The organism is Streptococcus sobrinus DSM 20742 = ATCC 33478 (assembly GCF_000686605.1).
In the GTDB taxonomy this organism is placed as follows: domain Bacteria; phylum Bacillota; class Bacilli; order Lactobacillales; family Streptococcaceae; genus Streptococcus; species Streptococcus sobrinus.
The window spans coordinates 99,408-111,831 of record NZ_JMLC01000004.1 but is presented as its reverse complement, the minus strand read 5'-3'; the positions used below and the strand labels follow the sequence as shown (position 1 = coordinate 111,831).

At 43.9% G+C, this 12,424-nt stretch carries 9 protein-coding genes and 2 pseudogenes; 1 reads left to right on the top strand and 10 read right to left on the bottom strand.

Annotated elements, in window-relative coordinates:
- Positions 1 to 2: 2 nt before the first annotated feature.
- The 9 genes and pseudogenes from BS63_RS0103180 to topA all read right to left on the bottom strand — a co-directional run bounded on the left by BS63_RS0103180 (position 3) and on the right by topA (position 10,491).
- On the bottom strand, positions 3 to 746 hold the full coding sequence (locus tag BS63_RS0103180) for a response regulator transcription factor (RefSeq protein WP_002961283.1): 744 nt from the start codon (positions 744 to 746) through the stop codon (positions 3 to 5).
- Between the two features lie 113 nt (positions 747 to 859).
- Complete coding sequence (locus BS63_RS0103175) at positions 860 to 1,363, bottom strand: phosphatase PAP2 family protein (protein WP_002961281.1); 504 nt, start codon at positions 1,361 to 1,363, stop codon at positions 860 to 862.
- Positions 1,364 to 2,068: 705 nt separating this feature from the next.
- Positions 2,069 to 2,598 (bottom strand): annotated as a pseudogene (locus tag BS63_RS1000000111290) (YbaK/EbsC family protein).
- A gap of 116 nt (positions 2,599 to 2,714) precedes the next feature.
- The gene (locus BS63_RS0103165; RefSeq protein WP_002963422.1) at positions 2,715 to 3,650 is read right to left on the bottom strand and encodes an amidohydrolase family protein; all 936 of its coding nucleotides are present in this window, start codon (positions 3,648 to 3,650) and stop codon (positions 2,715 to 2,717) included.
- Positions 3,651 to 3,854: 204 nt separating this feature from the next.
- Positions 3,855 to 4,694 carry a patatin-like phospholipase family protein gene (locus tag BS63_RS0103160; protein WP_002963413.1) on the bottom strand — a complete coding sequence of 280 codons (840 nt, stop codon included), beginning with the start codon at positions 4,692 to 4,694 and terminating at the stop codon, positions 3,855 to 3,857.
- Positions 4,695 to 5,620: 926 nt separating this feature from the next.
- The gene (locus BS63_RS1000000112240) at positions 5,621 to 5,857 is read right to left on the bottom strand and encodes a DUF2809 domain-containing protein (protein ID WP_080567358.1); all 237 of its coding nucleotides are present in this window, start codon (positions 5,855 to 5,857) and stop codon (positions 5,621 to 5,623) included.
- 141 nt (positions 5,858 to 5,998) lie between these two features.
- Positions 5,999 to 6,613, bottom strand: coding sequence for an SGNH/GDSL hydrolase family protein (locus tag BS63_RS0103145; RefSeq protein WP_002959758.1), 615 nt, complete (start codon positions 6,611 to 6,613; stop codon positions 5,999 to 6,001).
- Between the two features lie 190 nt (positions 6,614 to 6,803).
- Positions 6,804 to 8,183: a DMT family transporter gene (locus tag BS63_RS0103140; RefSeq protein WP_002959755.1), complete on the bottom strand. Its 1,380-nt coding sequence runs from the start codon at positions 8,181 to 8,183 to the stop codon at positions 6,804 to 6,806.
- A 163-nt stretch (positions 8,184 to 8,346) separates the two neighbouring features.
- Positions 8,347 to 10,491 (bottom strand): type I DNA topoisomerase, encoded by a 2,145-nt coding sequence (topA, locus tag BS63_RS0103135; RefSeq protein ID WP_028798425.1) that lies wholly within the window; start codon positions 10,489 to 10,491, stop codon positions 8,347 to 8,349.
- Between the two features lie 38 nt (positions 10,492 to 10,529).
- On the opposite strand from topA, the pseudogene BS63_RS1000000111285 reads away from it, so the two are divergent.
- A pseudogene (locus BS63_RS1000000111285) lies at positions 10,530 to 10,818 on the top strand (hypothetical protein).
- Between the two features lie 650 nt (positions 10,819 to 11,468).
- Here the strand turns inward: BS63_RS1000000111285 and dprA are convergent.
- Positions 11,469 to 12,308: a DNA-processing protein DprA gene (gene dprA, locus BS63_RS0103125; RefSeq protein WP_002962319.1), complete on the bottom strand. Its 840-nt coding sequence runs from the start codon at positions 12,306 to 12,308 to the stop codon at positions 11,469 to 11,471.
- Between the last annotated feature and the right edge of the window lie 116 nt (positions 12,309 to 12,424).

Sequence of the window (12,424 nt, the reverse complement as noted above, 5' to 3'; positions counted from 1 at the left end):
GATTACCTCCTATGTAATTTCTTCAAAGCATTGGCTAAGGGGCGCATCTTGGTTTTGGCGATAATGCAAGTTTCACCATTTGGAAAGTAAGCCAGACGTTGGCTCTTATCAACCTTAGCCACATTAGCTGGATTAAGACTGATTGATCGATGGACCCGGATAAAGCGATCTGTTGCTTTATCAACCTCTGCTAGGGTACCGTAAAATTCCATATAATCCTTGCGCCCATGCAAAATGATTTTGTGGGGACTGGAGGATGCCTCAATAAAATAAATTTCATTGTAGGGCATCTGAATACGAAACTGCTCATTTTCAAAGAGAAAGGAATCCTCAGCTAGATTCTTGCCAAGATTATCCTGAGCATGCCGTAAAATATTAGCCAATCTCTGCCTGAATTCTTCTTCTGGCAATTCCTTATCAATGAAATCCAGAGCAGAAACCTGATACTGGAAGGTTAGAGGCATGAAATTGGAATGGTGGGTTACAAAAACAATCAGCGCCTGAGCATCCCTAGCTCGGATTTCTCTGGCAACCTCAAACCCTTTCTGCTTCTGACCGTTCAAATCAATATCAAGAAAGAAAACATACTGGCTACCCTTGCCTTCTAGGCTTTCCATCAATTGATCAGGCCTTCCAGAAACCGAGAGCTCGTAGTCCATAGTTTCTGCTGTCGCAATTGCCTGAATAGCACTTTCAATCCTAGCTTGCTGTTTAAAATCGTCTTCTAAGGCATAGATATATAACAAAGATAACTCTCCTTTTTTCGTCAAAAGCCCTAATTTAAATCATTATACAAAAAAAGACAAGCGAGAGCTTGTCTTTGTCATGAAATGGCCATAATTTGTCGTGAACTGGTCATTCAGAGGAGGATTAACAAAAAAGAGCCAGCCAAAAGTCCAAGCAGATAGCCTACAATGACATCCTTAGGGTAATGCATGCCTCCCAAAATCCGACAGAAGCCTAATAAAACCGACAAGACCAAGCAGAAGACTGCCAGCACCGGACTAACCTGCCAAAGACTAAGACTAATCATACTGGCTGAAAAGACATGGCGACTGGGAAAGGAAGTTCCCTTGGCTGTCTTATGAATCAAGGGGGCAATCGACCAGCTTTCATAGGGCCTAGGGTAATCTAACCTTCTCCTGAAGGCACTGAGAGCTAAAAAGGCACAGGCTGTAATAAAGATAGTCAGTCCTAAGTCCGTAAAACGCTTTTGCCAAAGTAGGTAAAGTAAAAGCATGGGGTATAAGACAGCCATAATTTTGGTCAAAAAACCATTGGTGACTTTTAAAAGTTGGATAGACCAAGGATGCCGTCGCAAGGGGGCCGTTAAACGCTCATAAAATTCAGCATAGTCCTTCATGCTTGTTGCTGCTCCTTTCTCATTTCATTGGGAGTGAAAGTCGTCAATTTTCCCTTGCTTTCTGAGTTTTAAGGCTTTACTAGAGGAATTTCAGCAGTCACTATCTTGCAAACTACTGCCCTTCCTTACTAAGGTTTCCTTTCAGGCTATCATCGTGTTTGCAAGATCCCTGTCGCGGGCTGTCCAGTCCGCCAGACTCCCCTTACTTCTCTACTTTTGAGCTCAGGCCACTCTACTCCAGAAATTGAAACGCTACTCCTACCTCGCACAGTTAACTCGGTTTTCTCCAACAGTCTCCCAGACTATTGACCAATCCGTTGTATAACAGGGATAAGGACTTTACCGTCGCTTCATTGGCTTGTTTTGCATTAAAAATTAACACGAAGCAGAGGTAAAGCCATTGACCTTCTAGTTTTGCCCTAATAATTGAGGTGTGGCTAAACAAGCACAACAGTGCTTGTAGCTAGTCATCGGCTACTTTTATTAGCCAGATGACTTTGCCACACCATGCTGTCGCTTCGCTGGTATATGATGGACTAAATGTTGAAGCATCAAGCTCACCGTCACCAATCGGCTACCGCATCAAAATTTATTATGCATACAAAGTATAGTACCTAACGATTATTGTCTCAGACTCATAGCAAGTCCAGATTGACAATTGTAGACTCGCTTTGTCCATTATATTCTTTTGCTTTCCCAAGAATATTAATCTTTTGCTAAGCCTTCTATCACTTCCGCCTGAGCCAAAGAGACTAAGACCTCTGCTGGCAGGAGCAGTTTAGAAGTGACTAGTCCTCCGCCAATGACAAGCTTCTCTTGTTCAAGCAGGCTGCTATCAACTAAGATTTTCCAATCATCGGGAAGTCCAAGGGGCGTGATGCTGCCAAACTCCATGCCTGTCACCTCCAAAACAACTTCTAAATCCACAAAATGAATCTTGCTTGCATCTAAGGGTCTCTTGACGGTCGCATTGGTCTTGGCTCTCTTTCCATAGGGAACTAAGAGGGCAGCGTATTTTTTATCCTCTCCTCTACTTCCTTCAACGACTAGGCAGTTGACTTCCATTTGTAGGGAATGTCGTATTCCTTACTGAGTAACTCACCATCGGCAAAATCAGGATTATTAATTCGGGCAACTTTAACAGTCTGGCTCAGTCCTTGCTTTTGCACGAATTCAGCAACAGTTGGAGCGACTAAGTATTCACGCCCTTCAAGAGGTTGAAATTCTAAATTCATTTGCTATCCCTAACCTTTCAATAAGTTAAGAAAATAGGCCAGAAAATGGCTCTATTTCCTACGGCAACCACTATGGTGGCTTGCCTAAACTTCTCACTAAGTCAGATAAGCGACCATTATCGGCTCAATTTTCTGACTGTCGCTAAATTGAGCAAGGCCTTGGTATTGTTTGAAAAAATATCTGCCTTATCAACCGGACTGATTGGCAAGGCCTCAATAGCCTGGTTGATTTCTTCAGTCGCACCTGCCGGTAAAATTCCCAGAGGGGCGTCCGTTCCAAAGAGGACCTTGTCCAGACCAAAATAATCCAGACAGAGTTCTAAAGCCTTGGTATTGCCCAAGAGAGCCGTAGCCACATAGAACTTTTTGAAATCAGCAGCCTGGTCCGCTGGTAAAATCCGCTCAATTCGTCCAGCAAAGTAAGGAGCCATGACACCTGCGTGATGGACAATAACCTTCAGGTCAGGAAAGTCTTGGAAATAACCGGCCTGTACCAATTGCAACATGGCCTGAGTCTGCTCGTATTCCCAGGAGAAAATAATATTATTATCGGGCTTGCGACTGTCAAAGACCGGATGAAGCCAGACCGGCAGATCAAATTTAGCCAAAGCTTCAAAAATAGGACGGAACTCTTGGTCAGCCAGAGACTTGCCCAAGCGGCGAGTGAACAGCTGAACGCCAAGAATCTCCGAATTGGCCTGCACAAAATTTTCAATGATATCCAGAGCTTCTGGAATATTATTCATGGGTAACATGGCCACCCCACCAGCAAAAATATCCGAATTTTCCCTAACTGTCGACAGCAGCTCGGCGTTAGCTTCCCTGACCAATTGAGCAGCCACTTCTGCTTCCAGATAGTCTTCAGGATTGGGGTTGACATAACTGATGATTTGCTTGGTGTCGGCTGGCATGGTCCGTCGCCGTTCCGCCATATTCATCAAGACTGGGTTCTTGATAAAGGGCATCTTCTTAGGCAGGTCTCCGTCAATTTCCAGCATCTTCCGATAAAAATCTGGTAGGAGCACATGGGCAAAGACATCTATTTTAGTCATAACTATCTTCTTCATAAGATACGACAGAGCAAAGTCATCTAGTTACTAAAGTAACTGATGACTAACAGCAACTGCCCTGGCAGTTGCTTAGCTCTCTCATTAACTTTCGATAAAGCAGTAGTCTGACTGCTTTATCTCCGCGTCGCAGAGCCGTTAAACACCACACAGGAAACTTCTTCTTTTTCCACAGTGGTGTAGGCGAGTTCATTTTAAATAAGCCTTTAATTTGGGCATGATTTTTTGGGTATCCGTCAGGCCTATATTGTAAATCTCATCAAATTTTTCGGGATTGGTTTCCAGTCGCCCAATGTCCAAATCCTTTTCTGGACGAACGACAAAGATTTCTCCTGCCTTCTCTAGCTTGATGACCTCTTCTACCTGACGATTATAAGTCTTCCAGCGTTGACTAGCCACCTTGACAAAGTTAGGGTACTTACGGTAAAAAAGCTGATAAATCCGGCCCTTGGAAGGCTGCTTGCGATAATCCTTGGGACGAGTCAGGACGACAATCAATTTATCAAAGCCCAGACTTCTAGCAAATTCAACAGGAATGGAATCCGAAAGACCGCCATCCAAATACTTCTTCCCCTGCCATTCAACGATTTTAGAAGCAAGAGGCAGGGCTGAGCTGGCTCGAAAGATTTCCATTTCTTTGAAAACATTCTTGACCGGCAGGTAATCGGGCTTGCCGGTTTCAACATTAGTTGCCACAGCGTAGAAATCAGCACCAGATTCCTCAAAAGTCTGCTCATCAAATACATCCAACTCCAGAGGCACCTTGTAGTAGGTGAAATCCTTATTGACAAAATTCCCCGTCGTCAACCAGGACCAAAGGCTCATATAATTTTTCTGACCGATAAAGCGTTTATTGTAGCGAAGGCCACGCCCCCTCTGCTTGGAAAGGAGATTGACACCGAAAAGAGCGCCAGCGGAGACCCCAACGAGTCCATCCACCTTGATACCGGCATCTAAAAAGGCATCGATGACACCCTGACTGTAGAGCCCTCGCATGCCTCCACCTTCCAAAACTAGTCCTATACGCATGACTGTCGCCTCCTTAATAAGTATTATTATAGCAGAATTCCTGGCAAGCAAGCACTTCTCCCGCTTGTTTTCAAATGGTAGGTAAAAATTAGTAGGAGGTATAGGTGAACTGCAACTGCGGCTAACCTTGCAATCAAGACTTCTCAAATCTTAGATAGGCTTATCTGTCGGACTTTTTTGTGGAAAACTATTATTCTCCTTTCAATAAGATACCACGGAGCAAAGCCACCTTCTTGTTCATACAAGAGCTGGCTAAGGGAAATCACTAGTCTGATTGACTAGCTCCCTGATTAACTTCAACCAGCCAGTATTTTCAACTGGCTGGTTTTCGTATCGCCAAGCCGTTAAACAACTCACAAAATTAGGGAAATCAACGAAGGTGCTTACACCCAGTTGATTTCATCTAAATTCACAGAGTTGTAGGCGTGTTCAATTCAATAAGTTAAGGGAATGGGGCATTAAAATGCCTCTATTCCCTACGGCAACCACTATGGTGGATTGCCTAAACTTCTTACTAAGTTGGATAAGCGACCATTATCGGCTCTCTTATCCAACTGTCGCAATCGTTAAGGAAATCGGCCAGAAAATGGCTCTATTTCCTACGAGTCTGGGGCAAAAGTCCTCACCTCGTTACTTTTTCAACATCAAACAGTTTGACGCAGTGGTTGATTTGTGGGGTGACAAAGTTATGTAGCTGATGACTAACGGCAAGAACCATCCTGCTTGCCTAGCCACCTCACTAGCTTGGACATGCCAGTGAATCGATAATACTAGCCAAAAAGAGATAGTAAGGGAGGTAAATCGATTTCCTTGAAATCACGATTTTGGTCTCACTCCCTAAACTTCTTACTAAGCCAGATATTCGAACATTATCGATTCTCTTATCTGGCTGTCGCTAAGCAAAAGAAAAAGGCTGAGGCATTCTCTCAACCCTTCTTAGACAAATAACTATCTATTAGAAAAAGGCAAGCAATACCAAAAGCGTAGGCTAGCAGGTCTGCCCATTGGAAACCTTGGCCCAAGAGCAGGTAGCCAAGGGTGGTTAAGCGAAAGCTGACCAGCCAGTGCCATCGGATTAACTGGGAAAATTCATCCAGAAGACTGACGACTAAAGCTAAGAGGGCGATTTTCTTGAGGGCTGTCTTAGGCCAGCAAAATCGCAGAGCTAAATAGAGGACGGCAGCCCAGAGACTGTCCTCCGATCCAAAGAGGAAAGCCTGCGACTTTTCTCGATAAAAGCCCCAAAAGTCCTACTAACAGTAAAACTATGCCAATCCTAAATCTCTTTTCCATTTCTTTCTTCCTTACAAATAAAGCTTGAGAGCTTGAGCCAATTTGGCATAGCCAGCCTGAGTCAGATGCAAACCCTCCTGAGTGTATTCTTCTGCTAATTGACCCTGTTTATCTAGCAAGGCAGTGAAAACATCCGCAAACTCTATGCCTGGCAGAGCCTCTAATTGCCGATTTAATTCTTCAATCTTGTTATTTCGCCTGATTTTTACCTTGGCCTGATACTTAGGAGCCTCATTAACCGGCAGAACTGAAATCAGAGTCAAGCGACTACCATAACTGAAACTGCGTAAACGATTAGAAATAGCCTCTATACAAGTAACGATTTCCTCGGTCTCATAGCCCATTCCAATATCATTGGTGCCGATCAGGAGGAAAATTTGCTCTGGCTGAGCTCCAGCCAAGACCTGGTCAACATGGTCACACATCCAGTGGGCAGAGGTCCCAGCTATCCCATGATTGACAAGGTTCAGGTCATAACCCAAGAATTTCTTGAGCGAGAAAAATTCCACAATTGAATCCCCCATAAAAAGGATTGAAGCTGGTTTAGTTGACTCCGACGCAAAAAATTGGCAGCGCTCTTCTTGATGACTAAGGAAGCTTGGGTCTTTTCTAGGTTCTGCTTGCATAGCCTTAGTCTAGCGAAAATTAAAGGAAAATGCTATCGGTCAAAACAACAAAGATGCTTAATTCCGTCAAAACCAGCTATCACTGCAGAATTTAAAACATTTCTTTCATGCACCTACATTCCACCAAAAAGAGGCCGGAAACAATATCCAGACCTCTTTTCTGTTAAAGCCGATAGGGGCTATTGGCTAATTACTTGTCATCATTTTTGATGCCAGCACCATAACCATATTTACTACTAAGATTGTAGGTTTTACCATCGTCACTAGACTTGAACTCAAGCCGAACTGATCTGGCATGCGAGTCATCAGCGTCATAATCTGAGTATACAATATTTAAAGATTTTTCAACTTCACCTTTAGTGAACATAGAAACTGAGTAATAGGCTTCACTTGGTTTAGAGTGTTTACTCTTGACATCACTCCAGCTAGTTCCGCCACTACCAGTCTCATCATCCCCGACCTTTAAGGCATCAAAATCGGACTTGCTCCAGTCTGCCTTGTAGGAAGAATCGGTTGTGATGTCGTCAGCCTTGAAATCACCACTAACATAAGAAAGAACCCAGGTTCCATCGTATTGCTTTTTAAAAGCAACCCTAACTTGTTGTTGGGTACCGCCATCATCAGATTTTGAACTATCTTTGTAGGTAAGTGTCAAATTATCACCGGAAATTTCAGCTTCAGATGCCTTACCATGTTCCTTAATAACATCAGACACCTTGTCACTATCAATCTTCATGTCGGAGAGATCACCTTGTTTCCACTCAAATTTATAATTTTTATCTGTGTAGTCGCTGACATCGGTACTGTTATCCTTAACCTTAGTACCGTTATCCTTCTTCTTACTGCTGCTTACAGTTGAAGAATTATCGGATTTGCCAGATGATTGACGCGAGTTATTGACAAGCAGACCACCAACACTAACAATAACTGCAAGCAGAGCAACACCACTTGCAATAATGGACAGTAATTTCTTGCCCTTGAGGTTGAGCAATAAAAGCACTCCAGCAAAGATTAAGCCAAGGACAGCCAAAATCAGAAAAACAACTGCTGCTGGTGTAAATGATAAACCTGCGAACAAAACAGAAAGTACCAAAGAAATAATCGGTAAAACCAGTCCCAAAATCAACTCAGAAGTGTTGGATTTTTGAGTTGGCACCCCTGGAAAACCAGACTGTTGGAAGGGCTGATTGAAGGCCGATTGCATATTTGGATTTGGTTGCTGAGAGGCCTGACCTTGCTGAGAAGCTTGTCCTGGCAATGGCATTTGACCTTGGCCGCCTACAGATGCTCCTTGGGCTGGACCCGCAACTCCTGCCTGAGCCTTTGGTTGGTTACCTTCTTGGCCAGCTACCTGGTTAACTTCAGGTTGGCCCTGATTGGCTTGAGGAGCTGGATTTACAGGCTTAGCTGGATTAACTTGAGGGACAGAATTTGCCTGATTAGCACCAACCATTTCCGCTAATTTATTAAGGTCAAAATTATCTTTCTTTCCCTTAACAAACTCGTTTGCAGTCGGTTTACGACCAGTCAGAGCTTCAAACTGCTTGACCCATTCTTCATTATTATTCATGATGGACTCCTTTTGATTTATAGTACCATAGTTGGTCACTTGTCTATTTTAGCATAATTTAAGCTTATGTAAAGGCTTGATGGCAAATTTTTCAAACCTTTTTGTTAGAACTGGTACCTCAAGTTTTTTATTAGAAAAAAAGAGGTCATGTCCCCCTTTTTACTTATTTCACTTTTTCTTCCTGGTAGTCACAATCGCTGTTGCTACAGATGACCTGTTTGCCACCACCACGAACCTTCTTTTCGACCAGATAGTGGTCGCATTTAGGACAGTTGCGGCCAACTGGCAGATCCCAAGAGGTAAATTCGCAGTCAGGATAACGGTCACAGCCGTAGAAAATTCGATTGCGTTTAGTCTTGCGTTCAATAACTTGGCCCTTACCACAGGTTGGACAGGTCACGCCAATTTCCTTGGTGATAGCCTTAGTATTGCGGCATTCTGGAAAATTACTGCAGGCATAGAACTTACCGTAACGCCCCAGTTTGATGACCATAGGATGGCCACAGAGGTCACAATCAAAGCCAGCGGGCTCATCTTTAATTTGAATCTTCTCAATACCTTCTTCGGCCTTCTCCAATTCCTTCTCGAATGGTTTGTAGAATTGGTCGATAACCTTCTGCCACTGCTCTTTCCCGATTTCGACAGCATCCAGTTTGTCTTCCATCTCAGCCGTAAAGGCCACATCGACGATGTCAGGGAAGAATTCGACAATCAGATTGTTGACAATTTCTCCCAGTTCAGTCGGTTCAAAGCGTTTGGCCACCAGTCGGACATAGTAACGTTTTTGGATGGTTTCCAGAGTTGGGGCATAGGTTGACGGTCGACCAACACCATTTTCTTCCAGAGTTTTAATCAAGGTCGCTTCAGAATAGCGAGCAGGTGGTTGGGTAAAGTGCTGTTCAGGATTGGCGGAAACCTTCTTAACCGTGTCTCCTTGAACCATATCGGGTAGCATCTTGTTCTTGTCAGAGTCATTGTAAACGGCCAGATAACCATCAAACTTGACCTGACTGCCGTTAGCCGTGAAGATGACACCATTTTGACCAAGAGTCACCTTCATGGTGTCAAAGACAGCTGCGGTCATCTGACTAGCCACAAAACGGTTCCAAATCAGGGTATAGAGCTTGAGCTGGTCCTTGTTGAGGTATTTAGCAATGGACTCAGGTGTATTGAAAACGCTGGAAGGGCGGATAGCTTCGTGGGCATCCTGGGCACTGGAGCTATTACGAACCTTGCTACCATGCTTAGAATACTTGGCTCCAAAGCGGTCGGTGATAAAGTTAGCCGCATCATTTTGGGCAACGGGACTAATCCGTGTCGAGTCGGTCCGCATATAGGTGATGAGACCCTGTTGGCCTCCCCGCCCCAGACTGATTCCTTCATAGAGCTGTTGGGCCACCATCATGGTCTTGCGGGTTCTAAAATTGATTTTATTAGCCGCATCCTGTTGCATGGATGAAGTCGTATAAGGAAGGGGAGCATTGCGACGCCGTTCCTTCTTTTCTACCTTATCAACATTGAAGTCATCGCTAGTAATCTTAGCCAGAACCTTCTTGACATCATCGTTGGTTTCCAGCTTAAGCTTCTTGCCATCTAGGCCATAAAAGCTGGCCTGGAACTTCTTATTTCCCTTCTTGAAGGCACCGTCAATAGTCCAGTATTCTTGAGGTTTAAAGGCCTTGATTTCATTTTCACGGTCAATAATCAGCTTGAGAGCAACCGATTGAACCCGACCAGCGGACAGGCCCTTTTTGACCTTCTTCCAGAGAAGAGGAGAGATTGAATAACCGACAATACGGTCCAAGACCCGACGAGCCTGTTGAGCATCAACCAGATCCATATCAATGGCTCTGGGTTCGACAAAGGCGTTTTTAACGGCATCCTTGGTGATTTCATTGAAAACGACCCGATTCTTGCCCTTTTCGTCCAAGTCGAGAATATGGGACAGATGCCAGGAAATGGCTTCTCCTTCCCGGTCCGGGTCACTCGCTAGGTAGACTTGCTTGGCCTTCTTGGCTTCTTTTTTCAAGTCATTAATGAGCGGACCCTTACCACGAATGTTGATGTACTGGGGCTCATAATTATTGTCAAAATCAATGGACATGGAGGACTTCTTCAAATCACGAATATGCCCAACTGAGGCAACAACCTTATAACTCCGTCCTAAATATTTTTCAATCGTTTTGGCCTTGGCTGGCGACTCAACGATGACCAAGTTTTTCTTGAGGGTTGCTCGCTTCTTACCCTTGGTTGTGGTCTTTTTAGTGCTTGTTTTCTTGCTAGTTTTAGCCTTGGTTGCTACTGCCATTAGCATCACTCCCTCAATCTTTGAAATAAACTTCTAGCATGATAACCTACTTTTTTTGGACTGTCAATAAAAAACTTTCTCCTATAGGAAAAAGCAAAAATATAAAAGTTTTAAAAATCCGCTTAGAAGTCTTTATCTTAGGTATTTTAGAGGATTTGCTAAATGATTTATTCTGTATTTGAAAAATTTCTAAGACCCGCTGAATCTGTCAGGTTCATTGTTAAAGACGAGAATTTCTCGAAGACGATTGCTAAAGATTGTCAGGTTTCTAAAGAAGAGAAAATTTTCGGAACTCATTTATCACAATCGTCAGAGGTCCAAGTATAAAATTCTTTAGGCAAGTCGAGCAAGCTTGGTAGGCCTTCAAGTTTAAGAAGAGCAATCTTTCCAGCTTTCAGTAAGTTAAGGAAATAAGTCGTTCAAATGTCTCTATTTCCTATGAGGCTGGGACAAAAGTCCTCACCTCATTACTTTTTCAACATCAACCTTTGACGCAGTGGTTGATTTGCAATGTGACAAAATCATCTAGCTACTCAAAGTAGCTGATGACTAACAGCAAGCACCATCGTGCTTGCTTAGCCACCTCACTAGCTACGACAAAACTATATGGTCGATAGTTTTGTCTCTGCGTTGTGTCCAAGACATGCCAGTGAAACGGCGGTAAAGTCCTTATCCCTTGTTACACAAGTGATAGGTTCAACAGTCCAGGAGACTGTTGAAGAAAACCAAGTCAACTGTGCGGAGGTGGGAAATAAAAGGGTGCAGTGTACCTTTTTATCCTGAACCTAGAAATGTAAACTAGTACTTGTCGTAAGCCTCCCTTAAACCTAAAAACGGGAGAGTGAGGTGAATCGATTTGATGAAATCACGATTTTGGTCCCACTCCTTAAACTTCTCACTAAGTTAGATAATTGAGCATTATCGGCCCACTTATCTGACTGTCGCAATTCAAAAAAAATCAGGTCTCAACCCGACTCTTACTCATATTCTGCCAGAATATCCTGGCCCGTCATGATGCACTTGGCTCCCTCTTGAATGAGATGATGACAGCCGTCTGATTGACCGTCAATGATGTTTCCGGGAACCGCAAAGACATCCCGTCCTTCCTCCATAGCCCGCTCGCAGGTAATCAGACTGCCCGAGCGTTGCTTGGCTTGGACCACGACTGTTCCTCTTGAGAGACCCGCGATGATGCGATTGCGTTCGGGAAAATGAAATTTGAGCGGGTCTTGTCCTGGCTCGTATTCAGACAAAACTAGGTGGTGCTTGGCCAAATAATCCTGCAGATCGCGGTTTTCTTTTGGGTAGTAAACATCCAAACCGGTCCCGACAACAGCAATGGTTTTACCGCCATTTTTTAGACAGGCAATGTGGGCTGCAGTATCAATTCCTCTTGCCAGTCCAGAAACGATGACAAAGCGATTTTCTAGGTTGCGGATAATTTTCTGAACTGACTTGGTTCCCATTTGTGTACAATTTCTGGAACCTACTAGGGAAAGTTTTGGGGCATCCAGAAGCGTTAAATCCCCCTGATAAAAGAGGAGAACGGGAGGATTGTAGATTTGAGCTAAATCCTCGGGATATTCCTTATCCAAAATAGAAAGAGAAGGAAAACGATTAAATTGCTGACGCAAGTCCTTGAGATCCAGGTGCTTGTAAGTCTCCATAAAATGACCGGCCTTGCTGGTCTGGGAAACTACGGCCATATCCCGCAGGGACAGGGACTTACCAATCTCCTTCCGGTAGTCCAAGATATTAAGAATCTGCAGGTTGGTCAAGCCCGCCTGTTTGAGCTTGAAGAGTTCAAAATTATTCATAGAATCACCTCTACCTATCTATCCGAAAAGCCCCGCAAAAATGCAGGGCTAATTCAATATAATCTTGGATTAACGAATGACGTGCGACCCCGAGCAAATGCGACTTGGGGAAATGG

Excerpts from the sequence above, each read along its gene's own strand:
- dprA (WP_002962319.1), bottom strand. The coding sequence starts at position 12,308 with ATGAATAATTTTGAACTCTTCAAGCTCAAACAGGCGGGCTTGACCAAC.
- BS63_RS0103175 (WP_002961281.1), bottom strand. The coding sequence starts at position 1,363 with ATGAAGGACTATGCTGAATTTTATGAGCGTTTAACGGCCCCCTTGCGA.
- BS63_RS0103145 (WP_002959758.1), bottom strand. The coding sequence starts at position 6,613 with ATGCAAGCAGAACCTAGAAAAGACCCAAGCTTCCTTAGTCATCAAGAA.
- BS63_RS0103160 (WP_002963413.1), bottom strand. The coding sequence starts at position 4,694 with ATGCGTATAGGACTAGTTTTGGAAGGTGGAGGCATGCGAGGGCTCTAC.
- BS63_RS0103165 (WP_002963422.1), bottom strand. The coding sequence starts at position 3,650 with ATGACTAAAATAGATGTCTTTGCCCATGTGCTCCTACCAGATTTTTAT.
- BS63_RS0103140 (WP_002959755.1), bottom strand. The coding sequence starts at position 8,183 with ATGAATAATAATGAAGAATGGGTCAAGCAGTTTGAAGCTCTGACTGGT.
- topA (WP_028798425.1), bottom strand. The coding sequence starts at position 10,491 with ATGGCAGTAGCAACCAAGGCTAAAACTAGCAAGAAAACAAGCACTAAA.